17 protein-coding genes are annotated in these 15,017 nt (G+C 72.2%); 6 read left to right on the plus strand and 11 right to left on the minus strand.

Going from position 1 to position 15,017, the window contains the following annotated elements; genetic code table 11:
- Position 1 precedes the first annotated feature (1 nt).
- A complete protein-coding gene (locus ACIQRL_RS08435; protein WP_401328788.1) occupies positions 2-499 on the minus strand; it encodes a molybdopterin-dependent oxidoreductase in 498 nt (165 codons plus the stop codon).
- Between the two features lie 220 nt (positions 500-719).
- On the opposite strand from ACIQRL_RS08435, the gene modA reads away from it, so the two are divergent.
- From modA to ACIQRL_RS08450, 3 genes are all read left to right on the plus strand, one after another.
- On the plus strand, positions 720-1,568 hold the full coding sequence (gene modA, locus ACIQRL_RS08440) for a molybdate ABC transporter substrate-binding protein (RefSeq protein ID WP_401328791.1): 849 nt from the start codon (positions 720-722) through the stop codon (positions 1,566-1,568).
- 62 nt (positions 1,569-1,630) lie between these two features.
- Positions 1,631-2,515, plus strand: a complete 885-nt coding sequence (gene modB / locus ACIQRL_RS08445; RefSeq protein ID WP_401328793.1) for a molybdate ABC transporter permease subunit — start codon at positions 1,631-1,633, stop codon at positions 2,513-2,515.
- On the plus strand, positions 2,512-3,591 hold the full coding sequence (locus ACIQRL_RS08450) for an ABC transporter ATP-binding protein (RefSeq protein ID WP_401328796.1): 1,080 nt from the start codon (positions 2,512-2,514) through the stop codon (positions 3,589-3,591). The genes modB and ACIQRL_RS08450 overlap by 4 nt, the downstream gene beginning before the upstream one ends.
- Before the next feature lie 58 nt (positions 3,592-3,649).
- On the opposite strand, the gene ACIQRL_RS08455 is transcribed toward ACIQRL_RS08450, so the two are convergent.
- Positions 3,650-4,582, minus strand: coding sequence for an FkbM family methyltransferase (locus tag ACIQRL_RS08455; protein WP_401328799.1), 933 nt, complete (start codon positions 4,580-4,582; stop codon positions 3,650-3,652).
- Positions 4,583-4,663: 81 nt separating this feature from the next.
- Here ACIQRL_RS08455 and ACIQRL_RS08460 point away from each other — a divergent pair, with 81 nt between their 5' ends.
- Positions 4,664-5,122 (plus strand): cupin domain-containing protein, encoded by a 459-nt coding sequence (locus ACIQRL_RS08460; RefSeq protein ID WP_401328802.1) that lies wholly within the window; start codon positions 4,664-4,666, stop codon positions 5,120-5,122.
- A 204-nt stretch (positions 5,123-5,326) separates the two neighbouring features.
- Positions 5,327-5,746, plus strand: coding sequence for an ATP-binding protein (locus ACIQRL_RS08465; RefSeq protein ID WP_401328805.1), 420 nt, complete (start codon positions 5,327-5,329; stop codon positions 5,744-5,746).
- A 188-nt stretch (positions 5,747-5,934) separates the two neighbouring features.
- On the opposite strand, the gene ACIQRL_RS08470 is transcribed toward ACIQRL_RS08465, so the two are convergent.
- Both ACIQRL_RS08470 and ACIQRL_RS08475 read right to left on the minus strand, forming a co-directional pair.
- On the minus strand, positions 5,935-6,138 hold the full coding sequence (locus ACIQRL_RS08470; protein ID WP_020871138.1) for a cold-shock protein: 204 nt from the start codon (positions 6,136-6,138) through the stop codon (positions 5,935-5,937).
- Positions 6,139-6,418: 280 nt separating this feature from the next.
- Positions 6,419-6,757, minus strand: a complete 339-nt coding sequence (locus tag ACIQRL_RS08475) for a MerR family transcriptional regulator (RefSeq protein ID WP_389072283.1) — start codon at positions 6,755-6,757, stop codon at positions 6,419-6,421.
- Positions 6,758-6,933: 176 nt separating this feature from the next.
- Here ACIQRL_RS08475 and ACIQRL_RS08480 point away from each other — a divergent pair, with 176 nt between their 5' ends.
- Positions 6,934-7,788 carry a hypothetical protein gene (locus tag ACIQRL_RS08480; protein ID WP_401328810.1) on the plus strand — a complete coding sequence of 285 codons (855 nt, stop codon included), beginning with the start codon at positions 6,934-6,936 and terminating at the stop codon, positions 7,786-7,788.
- A gap of 370 nt (positions 7,789-8,158) precedes the next feature.
- Here the strand turns inward: ACIQRL_RS08480 and ACIQRL_RS08485 are convergent, their stop codons facing one another.
- The 7 genes from ACIQRL_RS08485 to ACIQRL_RS08515 form a co-directional block, all read right to left on the minus strand.
- The gene (locus ACIQRL_RS08485; RefSeq protein WP_329300745.1) at positions 8,159-8,380 is read right to left on the minus strand and encodes a hypothetical protein; all 222 of its coding nucleotides are present in this window, start codon (positions 8,378-8,380) and stop codon (positions 8,159-8,161) included.
- A gap of 353 nt (positions 8,381-8,733) precedes the next feature.
- Positions 8,734-9,810, minus strand: a complete 1,077-nt coding sequence (locus ACIQRL_RS08490) for a tyrosine-protein phosphatase (protein ID WP_401328813.1) — start codon at positions 9,808-9,810, stop codon at positions 8,734-8,736.
- A 56-nt stretch (positions 9,811-9,866) separates the two neighbouring features.
- A complete protein-coding gene (locus tag ACIQRL_RS08495; protein WP_401328816.1) occupies positions 9,867-11,570 on the minus strand; it encodes a transglycosylase domain-containing protein in 1,704 nt (567 codons plus the stop codon).
- A gap of 248 nt (positions 11,571-11,818) precedes the next feature.
- Positions 11,819-12,556, minus strand: a complete 738-nt coding sequence (locus tag ACIQRL_RS08500) for a hypothetical protein (protein ID WP_401328819.1) — start codon at positions 12,554-12,556, stop codon at positions 11,819-11,821.
- On the minus strand, positions 12,553-13,104 hold the full coding sequence (locus ACIQRL_RS08505) for a SigE family RNA polymerase sigma factor (protein WP_401328822.1): 552 nt from the start codon (positions 13,102-13,104) through the stop codon (positions 12,553-12,555). The genes ACIQRL_RS08500 and ACIQRL_RS08505 overlap by 4 nt, the downstream gene beginning before the upstream one ends.
- A 91-nt stretch (positions 13,105-13,195) precedes the next feature.
- Complete coding sequence (locus ACIQRL_RS08510) at positions 13,196-13,798, minus strand: hypothetical protein (RefSeq protein WP_401328824.1); 603 nt, start codon at positions 13,796-13,798, stop codon at positions 13,196-13,198.
- Between the two features lie 152 nt (positions 13,799-13,950).
- The gene (locus ACIQRL_RS08515) at positions 13,951-14,907 is read right to left on the minus strand and encodes a L,D-transpeptidase (protein WP_401328827.1); all 957 of its coding nucleotides are present in this window, start codon (positions 14,905-14,907) and stop codon (positions 13,951-13,953) included.
- Positions 14,908-15,017: the final 110 nt, after the last annotated feature.

Consider the following 15,017-nt stretch of genomic DNA (forward strand, 5'->3'; position numbering starts at 1 on the left):
GTCAGGCGGGGGTCTCGTCGGACCAGGACGGGTAACGGCCGTCCACCCGGATGACGTTGATGCCGCTGATGTGCCGGGCCCCGCAGCGGTCCTGAGGCAGGACCAGTTGCGGGCCCGCCCGGTCCAGCGGGTTGCCGTCGACGCCGACCGCGAGCAGCACCGGAGCGGCCGCGAAGTCGGGGTCGATCTCGGCCCAGGTGAGCAGCGCGTGGTGGCCGTCCGCGCCCGCCACCGCGATGAGGAAGCGCAGCCGGTCCTTGCGGCGGGCCGGATCGAAGCGGGGCCGGGCGTCCCGCAGCACGTCGTGCAGCAGCGGGCCCTCGAAGCCGTGGTGCCGCACTCCGCTGGTGGCGCACTCGAAGCTGACCCGGACCCGGCGCTGGGGCCACATGAGCAGGTCGGGCACGGTCAGCCGGACCGGGCGGGCGAGGTCGCCGGTCAGCGCGAGCTCCGCGAGCGGGGGAGCCGGCGGCGTCGGCTGTGTCAGGGACTGGCTCACTGGGCAGCACCTCCCGCAAGACCGTACCCGGCGAACGGTCCGGCACAAACGCACATGCGTACATCCGAAGCCCGTACGCACAGCTCATGCGATGCGACAGGAGACTTACAGCTCGCATATGCGGAAGTATGATCGGCACATAACAGAACGTGAGCTCATGACTGAAGATCACGACGGAGGCTTCAGCGAGCCTCAGAGTTTCCGAGGGAGTAGACCCGTGATGACCCGATCCGCGCGCCGGACCCGCCGCACCACCCGGACCCTGCAGGTGGCCGGTGTCGGTGCCGCCGCGCTGCTGGCCCTGAGCGCCTGCTCCTCCTCCGACAGCACGTCCGGCTCCTCCGACACGGCGAAGTCGTCGGCCTCGGCGTCCTCCTCGACGAAGCTCTCCGGCACGGTGACCGTGTTCGCCGCCGCCTCCCTGAAGGAGAGCTTCACGGCCCTCGGCCAGGAGTTCGAGAAGGCACATCCGGGCACCAAGGTCACCTTCAACTTCGGCGGCAGCGACACCCTCGCGGCGAGCATCACGGGCGGTGCCCCGGCGGACGTCTTCGCCGCCGCCAGCCCGAAGACGATGGCGATCGTCACCGACAAGAACGACGCGGCGGCCACCCCGGCCACCTTCGTACGCAACCAGCTGGAGATCGCGACCCTGCCCGGCAACCCGGACAAGGTCGCCTCCCTGAAGGACCTCACCAAGTCCGGCCTCAAGGTCGTCCTGTGCGACAAGACGGTGCCGTGCGGCGCCGCCGCGCAGAAGGCGCTGACCGCGAGCAAGCTGAAGCTCACCCCCGCCTCCTACGAGCAGGACGTCAAGAGCGCCCTGACCAAGGTGGAGCTGAAGGAGGCCGACGCGGCGGTCGTGTACAAGACCGATGTGAAGGCCGCGGGTGACAAGGTGGAGGGCGTGGAGTTCCCCGAGTCGGCCGACGCCATCAACGACTACCCGATCGTCCTGCTCAAGGACGCGCCGAACGCGGCCGCGGCCAAGGCGTTCATCGAGCTGGTGCGGTCCGCCGAGGGCCAGAAGGTGCTGACGGCCGCCGGCTTCCTGCAGCCCACGTCCTGACATCCGCCCCTGTCAGCCGCGTCCGGGCACCCGCCGACGCCCGAACCCCGTCTCCTGAAGCCATGAGTGATTCCGTGACCTCGCTCGACCAGTCCGACGCCGCGGCCGACACCCTCACCGGTGGGCCGCGGCGCGGGCGTGGCCGGACGCGGGGCCGGGTGCGGGGCGCGGCGCCGCTTCCCCTCCTGCTGCCGGCCCTCGTCGGGCTCGCGTTCCTGCTGCTCCCGCTCCTCGCGCTGCTCGTCCGGGCGCCCTGGCGCAGCCTGCCGCAGCAGCTGACCAAGCCCGAGGTCTGGCAGGCCCTCCGGCTGTCCCTGTTCTCCGCCACGGCGGCCACCGCGGTGTGCCTGCTGCTCGGGGTGCCGCTCGCCTGGCTGCTGGCGCGTACGGAGTTCCCCGGGCGCGGGCTCGTCCGGGCCCTGGTCACGCTGCCGCTCGTACTGCCCCCGGTGGTGGGCGGTGTCGCACTGCTGCTGGCCCTCGGCCGCAACGGCGTCGCCGGGAAGCTGCTCGACTCGTGGTTCGGGATCACGCTGCCCTTCACCACGGCCGGGGTGGTCGTGGCCGAGGCCTTCGTGGCGATGCCCTTCCTGGTGATCAGCGTGGAGGGCACCCTGCGGGCGGCCGACCCGCGCTACGAGGAGGCCGCCATGACCCTCGGCGCCTCCCGCTTCACCGCGTTCCGCCGGGTCACCCTGCCCCTCATCGCGCCGGGCATCGCCGCCGGTTCCGTCCTGGCCTGGGCCCGCGCGCTGGGCGAGTTCGGCGCGACGATCACCTTCGCGGGCAACTTCCCGGGCCGGACCCAGACCATGCCGCTGGCCGTCTATCTGGCCCTGCAGAGCGACCCCGACGCCGCGATCGCGCTGAGCCTCGTCCTGCTCGCGGTGTCGATCGCGGTTCTCGCCGGTCTGCGGGACCGCTGGATGACGGCGGGGACATCATGACGGACGTCCCGACGGGCGTGAACCCCACGACCGACAAGGGCCTCGACGCCCGTCTCGTCGTCCGGCGCGGCTCGTTCCGCCTCGACATCGACCTCTCCGTCGCCCCCGGTGACGTCGTCGCGCTGCTCGGCCCGAACGGCGCGGGCAAGACCACCGCGCTGCGCGCGCTGGCCGGGCTCACCCCGCTGTCCGAGGGCGGCCGGCTGCGGCTGGACGGCGTCTCCCTGGACCGTACGCCGCCCGAGTCCCGCCCCGTCGGTGTCGTCTTCCAGGACTATCTGCTCTTCCCGCACCTGTCCGCGCTCGACAACGTGGCCTTCGGGCCGCGCTGTCAGGGTGTGCCCAAGGCGGAGGCGCGGGCCCAGGCCGCCGCGTGGCTGGAGCGCATGGGTCTCGCCGACCACGCCGGGGCCAGACCGCGCCGGCTCTCCGGCGGGCAGGCGCAACGGGTCGCCGTCGCCCGCGCCCTCGCCACCCGCCCCCGGCTGCTGCTGCTGGACGAACCGCTCGCCGCGCTGGACGCCCGTACGCGCCTGGAGGTACGGGCGCAACTCCGGCACCATCTGGCCGACTTCGAGGCCGTCGCCGTCCTCGTGACGCACGATCCGCTGGACGCGATGGTGCTGGCCGACCGGCTCGTGGTCGTCGAGGACGGCCTCGTCGTCCAGGAGGGCAGCCCCTCCGACATCGCCCGCAGGCCGCGCACCGACTACATCGCCCAGCTCGTCGGCCTCAACCTCTACCGGGGCGAGGCCGGGGGCCACACCGTACGGCTGGCGGCGGGCCCGGCGATCACCACGACCGAGTCGCTCGACGGGCCCGTCTTCGTGGCGTTCCCGCCGAGCGCCGTCACGCTCCACCGCGACCGCCCCACCGGCTCCAGCGCCCGCAACCTGTGGCAGTGCCGAGTGGGTGGTCTGGAGACGCACGGCGACCAGATCCGCGCGGCACTCACCGGTGAACTCCCGCTCGCCGCCGACCTGACGACGGTCGCCGCGGCGGAACTCGACCTGCGTCCGGGCGCCGCCGTCTGGGCCACGGTGAAAGCGGCCCAGACACACGCCTATCCGGCCTGAGGGCTGTCCCGCCACGAGCACCGCCGGGCACCCGCCACCGCACCGCCCGTCCGGGGCGCTACTTCCCCGCCGGGACAGCCGTCGCGCGGACCATCACGCAGTCGAACTCCACCACCCGGCCGGTCGCCTCCTCCCGCGACACCGGGTACATGCCGGTGATCTCGAAGCCGCTCTCCTCGTAGACCGCGACGGCCTCGGCCATCCGGGGACTGCCCTCGTACAGCCTGAGCGTGGCGACCTCCGACTGCATCCCCACGAACTCCGCGGCGCGCTCTCCGGCGCCGGCGAACACCTCCAGGTCGTAGCCCTGGGTGTCCATCTTCAAGTAGGGGCGGGGGTCGGTGATCCCGGCGAGTGCCTTGTCCATCATCCCGTCGAGACGGCGGACCTCGATCTCCTCGGTACGGGTCCTGGCGAAGCGCTTGTAGCGGTCCTTGCCGTAATCGCTGGGCGGGAGAAGGGAGTTCATGGTGTTCCAGCCCACATGGATGGACTGGGTGGCGTCCTCCCGGCCGAGGCCGACCTGGTACACCTGCCAGTCGGGGTCCCCCTCGGCCGCTTCCCGGAGCTTGCCGAAGGCCTCCGCGGTCGGTTCGAAGGAGACGATCCGGCCGGTGTAGCCGAGGCGGCGCAACTGGCGCCCGTACTGGCCGGAGTTGGCGCCCACGTCGAAGACGCAGTTCACCTCGTACCGGTCGAGCAGGGCGGTCACGTGCTGCCCGCAGAGATAGGCCGCGGCCGAGAGCTGGAACTTGCGTTCGTCGGCCGCCGTCTCCTTCTCGTCGAGCAGGAGACGGGCGCCGGTGCCACCGAGCGGGACGTGCTTCCACGCCACGGTCCGCCCGCGCAGCACCAGATCGGCGCCCTTGCCCAGCGCGACGCGTCTGCGCACACCGCGCCGGTAGACCACCGCGGCTCCCGATCCGAGGTCCAGCACCTGCACCCCTACGCGGGGAAGCAGACCTAGCAGCTTTCTGTGAAGGGTCGCCATGACCCACACCCTGTCAGACATCCGCGTGTGTCCACCGGGAGTTGGTTGAACCCCCTTCCGACCGCGTGATAGAGGCAGGGGGTGACTTCTCCTGATACCGGGATTCCGGAACTGGCCGCCGCCCTGAACATGAAACCTCACCCGGAGGGCGGCTGGTTCGTCGAGACCTGGACCGCGCCGCAGGCCTTCCGGCCCGACGGCTACCCCGGCCCCCGCGCCGCGGCCTCCGCCATCTACTTCCTCCTCGCGCCCGGCGACACCTCCGCCTGGCACACCGTCCGCTCGGACGAACTGTGGCTGTGGCACCGCGGCGGCCCGCTGGACGTGCTGCTCGGCGGCGACGGGACAACTCCCCAGTCCACCCCGCAGGTTGTCCGCCTCGGCCCGCGTGTCGAGGCGGGCGAGCGCCCCCAGGCACTCGTTCCCGGCGGTGTCTGGCAGTCCGCCCGCCCGGCCGGCGACGAGGAGGTTCTGGTGAGCTGCGTGGTGGCGCCCGGCTTCGACTACGACGACTTCCACCTGCTGGACTCGGGACGCTGAACAGGCCCGCGCGAGACCCGTGCGCAGCCCGCGCGAAGCCCGTGGCGGCTTTGTGACGCGGGTCGTTGGTTGCGGATCGCCCGGGTGGGGCATCACCCGAGGGCAGGACCGGCCGCGCATCGTCTCGCGCGGGGTCCCGGTCGACGGGGAGGAGCCGTCGGCCGGGTGCTGGTTGTCCTGAGAGGGGGAAGAGAGGTGTCAGTCATGCGTGCGCACCAGCGCACCGTCCGGCCGACCGCCCGCGTGGAGTACACACTGCCGCGTACGGCCGTCTCGGCGGGCAGGGCCCGCAAGCTGACGACGGCTTTTCTGACCCGGCCGCGGCCGCGGCTCGCGTCGCCGACCGCGGACCAGGTGGACGATGCCACGCTGATCGCCTCCGAGCTCGTCGCCAACGCGGTGCGCTACGGCCGCAGCGGCTGCAGGCTGCGTCTGCAACTGGGGCACGGGCGGGTGACGGTCGAGGTCCACGACGACAGTCCCGGACGGCCGCAGGTGGGCGTGCTGGACGCGGAATCGGAAAGCGGCCGGGGCCTGGCGATGGTCCAGCAGCTCGCCCACAGCCTGGAGGTCGTCAGCACGGGCCCGGGCGGCAAGACCGTCCGCGCGGTCCTGGCGGTGTAGCGACGGGGCTTACGCCATCGGCGGGCGGGGCCGATTCGTTCGGCGCGGTCGAACCGATGAGCGGAGTTCGGCGCCGCCGAAAAGGGGCAGAAGACGCCGAAAATTCATCGCCATTTCAATGACCGCAAAAAACAGATGGCCGGAGCCCACACCTTGCGGTGCGGACGCCGGCCATCCGGTGTCCCGGACTAGGCGGGGACGATGTTCTCCGCCTGCGGGCCCTTCTGGCCCTGCGTGACGTCGAAGGTCACCTTCTGGCCTTCCTGGAGCTCACGGAAGCCGGAGGTGGCGATGTTCGAGTAGTGAGCGAAGACGTCGGCGCCGCCGCCATCCTGCTCGATGAAGCCGAAGCCCTTTTCCGCGTTGAACCACTTCACGGTGCCAGTAGCCATGTCAAATCTCCTTCGGGGCAAAGCTCGAAGGTCCACACTGTGTGGACCTGCGTCGCCGTGATGATTACCCCAACCGGAATGCACCGGAAAAACTTTGGGAACCACAACTGCAACTGAAATCGACAGTAGCACGCTACGGGCCTCGAAGGGGGCGCACTATCTCACCCGGGCGTGGGGAATATCAAAACCTCGCGGGCCCGTGCACCAAATTCTGTATTGGCCGAAGCAGATATCCCGGAACCGGCCGAGAAACGGCCTCCGAGGGCCTCTGACGTCCCGCTCAGGCGTCCTGCGGTGTCGACCCGCGCAGCTCCGCGTTGATCCGCAGAGCCTCGTCGAGACAGTCCTCCAGCGTCACGATCCGGCAGGCCGCCTCGACAGGCGTGCCCTGGTCGACGAGATCCCGGGCGCGGGCCGCGACCCGTAGCTGATTGCGGGAGTAACGGCGGTGGCCGCCCTCGGAGCGCAGCGGCGTGATCAGTCCGGCCTCCCCGACGGCCCGCAGGAACGCGGGGGTGGCGCCGATCAGCTCGGCGGCGCGGCCCATCGTGTAGGCGGGGTAGTCGTCGTCGTCGAACCGGTCGGTGGGGCTCATGGTGCTTCCCTGGGGCGCGTGCATCACCTTCCACTTTGGCAGATCCCGTCCGGTACCGGCCGGGGGCACCCGGCATCGGCCCGGTGACATCGGCGCGCCGCCCTCACCCGGACGGCCCGGTGCGCTGGTGGGAGACCCCGGCCGGTGATGGCGTGGAGGGACACAGCCCGACCTCGGGACCGTCCTCGGGAGGCCTCCGTATGAACCGTCCGTCCTGTCTCCTCGCGTCCGCCCTGACCGCGGGGATGCTGTTCTCGACGGCCGCCTGCTCGAACGGCGGGGGCGACGGCTCGGTCTCCGGCCCTACGGACGCCCCCGCGTCCCCCGCGACCGCGTCCACCGTCCCGGCCTCCCCCGTCGTCGAGGAGTCCGGCGCCGCTTCGCCCTCGCCCTCCGCCTCCGTCCGTGAGCTCACCAAGACCGAGGCCCAGTCCGCGCTGATCACCAACTCCGACCTCGGTGCGCAGTGGGAGGAGTCGAAGGGCGTGGCGGCCTGGAACGACGCGCTGCTCAAGAGCAAGGTCGACGAGGCGGACTTCATCACCGACAAGGCGAACGCCAAGCAGTGCCAGAAGCTGCTGGACGGTCTGCACGCCGAGAACCTGCTCGGCAAGCCGCAGGGCGCCAGTGCCGTCACCGGCTTCGACGACAGCGACAACGACGCCCAGATGCGCTACGAGGTCGCCTCGTACGGGAAGAGCTCGCTGGACGCGCAACTGAAGTGGCTGAGCACGCTGCCGGACATCTGTGACCAGTTCACGGCCGTCAACGGCACGGGCGACCGGCAGACCGTCCAGGTCGTCTCGACCGTGCTTCCGGATGTGGGCGACGCCCGCCAGGGGCTCCGGGTGACGATGAGCGGTGAGCTGGAGGGCGACCCCGAGACCCTGACGCTCGACTTCGCCGCCGTGCAGGTCGGCGACAGCGCGCTGTCCCTCACCAACGGCGGCCTCTCCGGTACCGAACACCAGTCCACCGATCAGGCGGTCAAGGCGGGCACGAACCGTCTGACGGACGTCCTCGCGGGGAAGTCGCCCGCCCCGACACAGGGCTGAGGGCCGAAGCGACACGGAGCAGCCTCGAGGTGTGGTGGACCGGCAGGGCGCGGTGGGTGAGAGCGCCGTTGTACGTCTACCGCACCGGGGGTCTGGAACCGCGCGAGGGGTGACGACGTCGTCGAACGGCAGCTCGTCACGCGCGGCAGAGGTCATCGGACCTGGCCTCGGCCGGGGCCCGGCGGGAGGCATGCGGTGTGGGCCGTTCGGAGTTCGGAGTACAGGGGGTGGGGAGGAACGGTGGTGCCGGGCGGCCATGGGTGACGCACGTGGCCGGCCTCTACGGCCGCGCACCGCGGCCCCGGCAACCTGTGGTGGGGCTGCCGCGGGCTGAGGTGGCGGGCCGGGGTGTCACATCACTGCGGGTGCGTCAGAGCCGGTCCATCCGGGAGTAGGGGCTCAGGACGCGGACCTGGCGGGCGCCGAAGTCGACGAGCATCGCGATGCCCTCTTCGACGCCGACGATCGTGCCCAGGCCGTACTGGTCGTGGGAGACGCGGTCTCCGAGGCTGAACTCCTTGGCCACGGGGACGACGGGTGCGGCGAAGGGGCTGGTGGGCAGGTGGCGCCGGGGCGCGGAGGATTTACTCATCGTGATTCCAGTATGGGCCCTATTCCGGCGGGCGGTAGGGCTTGATGGTCTCGATCCCGCTCCGACTCGCCGTCCCGGACCGCTCCGCGACACGGTCGGCGGGGACCCCGGTGCGCGGTCCCCGCCCGGCAGGCCCCGCGTTCCATGAGGTCAGCCGTCGGGGCGGCGGTTCCGCGATCTTTCCGCCGCGCGGGGCCGTTCACCGGGCGAGCCTGTGGTGCACCGGACAGGCCGCGACGGCGGGTCCGTGACGGGCGGGACCCGCCGTCGCGGGGCGGTGCCACGAACGGTTCCCCGGGGGGCGTGCGCCGGCACACACCCCGGTCACCACCCCCGGAACGGGGGATGCCGGATCAGCCCACCAGGAGTTCGCGCTTCAGGTCGCGCAGTTCCCCGGAGTCGATGCGCAGGCCCTTCCTCAGGTACCCGGAGAAGTCTCCGTACCGGGCGTGGACCTCGTCGAAGCCGGAGTTGAGGTACTCGGGGCGGACGTCGAGCAGGGGCTTGTAGACGGCCGCCTGGGCCGGGGGCATCATCGCGAGCGTGGCCGCGTTGGCGGCGGCGCGGTAGGTGTTGCTGGCGAGGTAGTCGTTCATCACCGTGGAGCGCGGGACGCCGAGGGCGGTGAGCAGCGCCGCGCTGGACCAGCCGGTGCGGTCCTTGCCGGCGGTGCAGTGGTAGAGCACCCCGTCGCCTGCGGCCACGCCCGCGTAGACGGTCGTGTAGGCGGCCCGCGCGGTGTCGCCGCTGACCATGAACTTCTCGCCGTCCACCATCATCTTGACGGCGTCGGCCTCGGTGGCCGGCAGGGAGGTGAACGTCGGGGACCCGGCGAGCACGTCGGCGACGGTGTAGGAGGCGCCGGCCGGCACACGGTCGGGGCCGGAGGCACGTTCCGACTCCATCCGCAGGTCGTACACCGCGTGGATGCCGAGACGCTTCAGCTTCGCGAGGTCGGCGTCGCCGAGCTTGTTCAGGGCGTCCGAGCGGTAGATCTCGCCCATCTTGACCCAGTGGCCGTCGGTGGTGCGGTAGCCGCCCGCGTCACGGAAGTTGACCGCGCCGTCGAGCTTGATCAGCCGGTCGGCGAGGCGCAGGGAGCCGCCGCGCTCCGGGACCAGGTCGAACCACTGCCGGTCGGCGGCGGGCAGCCCGCGCACGGTGACGTCGCCCGTGGCGCCGCCCCGCGCGACGACCCGCCCGGCGGCGCGCACGACCACCTGGCGCACCCCGGGGGCCCGCCACACAATGCGGTACGAACCGTCGTCACCGGCGGTGACGGTCGCGGAGGTGAAGGGGATGCGCTGGGAGGCGGCGTGGGCCGGGGCGTGGGACGGTCCGCGGTGGTCGGGGGCGGCGGAGGCGGCGGGGGCGGTCACGGAGACGGCGGTGAGCGCGAGGACGACTCCGGCGAGGGATGCGATCTTCATGAAGCGGACAGTTGGCTGTTGAACCTAATTCTCGGTGTACGCGGCCTGTCCTCCCGTCAGCCCCCGGATGTCGCCCTGGCGCCCTGATTCGGCCACACGATGACGGGATCCAGCCGGTTCATGACGCCCGCCACGACATTGGCGGCCGTGTTCGTCGCCGTCGACGGGAGCTGGGCGATACGGGCCGGGTGCCGGCCGTGGGCGGGATGCTGGGCGAAGAGGGCGACCGTGGTGGACAGCTTCGCGTCGTACATGGTCTGCCACAGGGTGCGGGTTCCGGCGCCGCCGGTGAACACGCCCCAGGACCCGCCGGCGGAGTGCAGGAGCTTCGCGACGAGCCGCGCGGAGAACGGGTCCATCGCGGTGCGGGTGTGCGGGCGGGCGGTGTAGAGGGTGCGGCCGTCCCGGGTGATCCGCTGGACGGTGTACGGCTCGGCGTACGTGCCACCGGACGCCGCCGCGGCGTACGCGGCGGCCAGCGAGAGCGGAGTGGGCGCGGCGCGCTTCACGAGCGCGGTCAGCGGCGGGCGGAGCTTCACCCGGGTGAACGGCTCCAGCGCCGTGCCCGCCTCCACCGCTCCGGCCAGCGCGTCGTTGAACGGCTGCCGGGCGTAGTCCGCGCCCCCGTACAGCACCCGGACCGCGCCGTCGCCCGGCACCAGGGCGACGATCGCGGAGTGCAGGACGACGCCCTTGGCGCCCGTCGGGTCGGCGACCGGTTCCGCCGCCGCGTCCTGGGCGGCGAGGTCGAAGGTGGTGCGGACGGTGTAACCGCCGCGGGCCAGTTCGTCCCGGGTGATGCCGAGCCGGTCGGCGGCCTCCGCGGAGGCGGCGTCGATCAGATACTGGCGCTGGCCGTCCGTGGCCCCGGGCGGATAGAAGCGGAACGCGGGGAGGCGGGCCGCGGCGCGCTGGGCCGGCGTGATCGCCCCGCTGTCGGCCATCGCGTCCAGCACCCACTCCCAGCGGCGCGTCAGTTTCGCCGTCACCGCGGCGTCCGAGCCCGCCTTCTCGTAGTACGAGGGGATGTTGATGACGGCGGCGAGGGCGGCGCCCTGACTGACCGACAGCGCGGACGCGTCCACGCCGAAGTAGTTGCGCGCGGCGGCCTGGATGCCCGCGGCACCGCGGCCGAAGTAGACCGTGTTGAGGTAGCCCGCCAGGATCTCGTTCTTCGACACGGTGCGGTCCAGCTTGATCGCGATCAAAGCCTCGCGCGCCTTGCGGGACAGCGACTGCTCGGGACTGAGCAGGGCGTTCTTCACGTACTGCTGGGTGATCGTGGAGCCGCCCTGCCGGCCGCCGCCGCTCACCGTCGACCAGGCCGCCCGGGCGATCGCGGTCGGCGAGATCCCGGTGTCCGTACGGAAGGAACGATTCTCCGCGGCGATCACCGCCTCCTGTACATAGCGCGGCACCTGGGAGAGCGGGACCTCCTGCCGGTCCACCGGGCCGCGCCGCCCCAGATAGTCGCCCCGGGTGTCGGTGAAGACCGTGCTCTGCATCGCCGTCTCCGGGTGCGGCTTGGGAATCCCGGTGAGCCGGTACGCCACCAGCCCCGCGCCGACGAGCGTGAGCACGAGGACGAGCAGGGCGGTCAGCGTGTGGCGCAGCCGGCGGCCGCGGGTGCGGCGGGCCTTCACGCGCCGGGCGCGGACGATGCGGCCGAGGCCGGACCGGACGCGGGCGCCCGGACGCCCGCCGTGCCCGGGAGCGGCGCTCTCGGCCCGCGTCCCCCTCCAGGACGGCGTCCCCGGCACGGCTCGCGGACCCCTCGTACCTCGTGTGCCCCGCACACCGCGCAGACCCGTCACACCTTGTGAGCCCCCTACACCTCGCAGACCCGTCACACCTTGTGAGCCCCGTACACCTCGCAGACCCGTCACATCTCGCGAGCCCCGCTCACCACGCAAGCCCGTCACACCTTGTGAGCCCCCTACACCTCGCACGCCCGTCACATCTCGCGAGCCCCGCACACCATGCGGGCCCCTGCCGCCTCGCAGCCCCCTCACGGTCGGTACCCCTGGCTCGCCAGGACCGCGCCCGAGCTGTCGTACACCGTGACTCTCAGGGGATCCACGGACGGCGCGTTGTCCGGCGCCGGAGTGGGCGGCGCCGAGGTCACCGCGTACCAGGCGCCCCAGCCGGGCCTGCCCGCGAGGGTCAGGGCGGTGGCGTGGACGACTCCCGCGGCGGTCGTGACCTCGACGTGGGCCACTTCGCCCGAGCCGCGGAAGACCCCGGAGAAGAGCGTGCGGCCGTCGTTCCAGTAGGACGCCTGGAGCGAGACGCGGGGGGTGCTCGGATCGGGGTAGGCGCTCGTGATGCCGTGCGACTGGACGGGCATGCCCGGTTCCGTCCAGTGCGAGCCTTCCTTCGTCAGCCAGATCTCGGTGCCGGAGGCCACCCGCACCCGCTCGCCGGATGCCACGACCCGCACCCGCCCGGCGGTCTCCGCGGGGGAGGGGGTCGCGCTGTGGCCCTGGGCGGCGGGCGAGCTCGCCGACTCGCCGAACCCGAGGCCGGCGCCGTCGTGGAGTCCCACCACGGCGAGCGGCACGAGCAGCGCGCCGCAGGCGGCCCCCAGCACGACGGTCCTGCGGCGGCGCCGGCGCCGGCGGCCCTCGCGTTCGATGGCGACGAGCGGCACGGCGGAGGGTGTGATGTCGTACGCGGCGTCGGCGAACACCTCGCGCAGCCGCTCGGCCTCGGCGGACATGCGCGCGGAACGGGACGAGAGGTTCATGAGCGTGCTCCGGAGACGGGGTGGCGGCCGGCGAACACCGGGTGGGTGCGCAGCGCCTGAAGGCCGCGCCGGGCATGGGTCTTGACGGTGCCGACCGAGCAGCCGAGCAGCTGAGCCGTCTCGGCCTCGCCCAGGTCCTCCCAGTAGCGCAGCACCAGGACCGCGCGCTGCCGTGCCGACAGCGCGGCCAACGCGGTGTCCAGAGCGGCCCGTTGGGTGACGGTCTCCGCGTGTCCGGGATCGCGCTGGTGCGCCCGCTCGGGCACGAACGGCATCAGGAGCTGCGCGACCCGTCTCTTGCGGGTCCGGCTGATGTTGTTGTTGACCAGCGAGCGGCGTACGTAGAAGTCGACGTCGTCGCTCGGGATGCGCCGCCAGCGGGCGTAGACCTTGGCCAGCGTGGTCTGGACGAGATCCTCGGCGTCGTGGAAGTCGCCGGTGAGCAGGTGCGCGGTGCGCACCAGGCGGGGCCAGGCAGCACCGGCGTACGCGGCGAAGTCACCACTGTCGGCGTGGACTGGGGAGGTGGCAGTGAGGTTGTGCGGCACGACCTGCGGTCCCTCGGGTCGGGTGCGTGGGGGGTGGTGCGGTGGGCAGGGGAGCCGGAGCCTGCGCGGCCCGGCTCCCCTGCCCGCGTGCTCAGCTCAGGTCCAGCCGGGAGTAGACCTCTCCCTCGGTGTCGCGGACGACGATGTGGCGGACCTCGAAGCCGTCGACGCTGCCGGCCGGCAGGTCGGCGCTGACGTACCAGACGCCCCAGCCGGGATGGCCCGCGAGTTCCAGGAGCTTGCCGTGCAGGGTCCCGGCGGTGGTCCGCACCGTGACGCGCGAGGCGGTGCCCGTGCCGCCGTAGTACACGCCGGAGAGAGTGGCGTGGCCGTCGGCGGAGACCTCGGTGTACGCCGAGACACCGGGCGTGTGGAGGTCGATGTTGCCGTCGACCACGCTCGTGAAAAGGGGATCGGGGTCGCCGGGCATCGTCCAGTGCTTGCCCTCCGCCGTGAGCCAGAACTCGGCGCCTCCGGGCGCCACGACGTGCTCGCCGGGGGCGACGATCCGGGCGGTGGGAGCGGTCTTCGCCACCGAGAGAGGGGTGGCGTGCGCCGACCGGACGATGACCGGCGCCGACGGGGCGGAGGCGTGCGCCGCCTTCCCGGGTGAGACGCCGTACGCGGCCGTGGGCGCGCCGATCAGCGCGGCGGCGACCGCGGCGGCCACGACATACTTCTGAATCCCTGCCATGAACGGACAACTCCTCGTGATGTGACTGGTGTTCGGACGGTGCAAGGGCGCCTCTCCCCTCCTACAAACTCCCGGCGCCCACCGGCCGGATGACACCGGCCGGAGATTTTTCGCACGGATGTGCCTCTGTGCGTCATCCGCGCGGAAGGGGGTCAGTCGAGCGCGCTCGACGCCCGCCACTGGTCCCAGCTCAGGTTCCAGTCGCCGTAGCCGTTGCCGACCGCGACCGTGTCCCGCGAGCCGACGACCTTGACGACGTCGCCGGGGATGACCTCGTCGTAGAACCGCTTCGCGGGGCCGCCGGTGGCGAGTCCGACGCAGCCGTGCGTGACGTTCCGGACCCCGCCGTAGGTGTTCGCCTTCGGGTTCTGGTGGAGGTAGGTGCCCGAGGCGGTGAGGTGCACGGCGTAGTAGTAATAGCCCGCGTACGCGTCGCCGTAGCCGACGGACCGCGAGTTCATGAAGACCCTGGGCGCCTTGTCGGAGACGACCATCGTGCCGTTCCAGGTGTCCATGCCCGGCGCGCCCGCGGTGACCGGGACACGGCGCGACGAACCGGCCGTATCAAGCGTCATGAAGTGTGTACGGACATCCACTGTGGCGACGAGGGAGCGGTCCACCGTGAAATGCCGAGTGATTCCGGCGCCGGCCCGGACGGTGACCGCCGTGCCGGGTTTCCAGTACGCGGGGGGCCGGAAGTCGACGCGCTGTCCGTCGGCGAGGTTACGGTCCCTGACCCGGCCCCAGGATCCCCCGACATCGGCGGTCACCTTCAACTGCCTTTCCACATCCGCCCGTTCGGCGACCGGAATCGGGTGGTCGAAGGTCACCGAGATCGGCATGCCGACGCCCACGGTCTGCCCGTCGGCGATGTTGACGTGCGCGCCCGTCAGGGACGTGGGCGGTGTGGCGGAGGGCTTCGGACGGGCCTCGCCCGTGGGGCCGGCGGTCCCGGTGGCGGCCGGCCCGCCGCCCGGCCCGACTCCGGTGCCCCCGCTGCCGTCGGCCGCCGCCTGCGCCGTGCATCCGGTGAGCGCGAGCGCGCACACGGCCGCCGCGCTCCAGGCGCGGCCGAACCGGCCGCGGCCGCCTCTCGGTCCCGTGGTCATGGTGATCCCCCTGCGGTGTGTTTCGATGTGCGAGGTACGGGACCTGTACGCACGAGGGGGTCGGCCGGGTTGCACACGGCCGTCGAAACTGCGGAAATTCCGGCGGGGGT

The organism is Streptomyces sp. NPDC091209, assembly GCF_044757755.1.
Classification (GTDB): Bacteria; Actinomycetota; Actinomycetes; order Streptomycetales; family Streptomycetaceae; genus Streptomyces.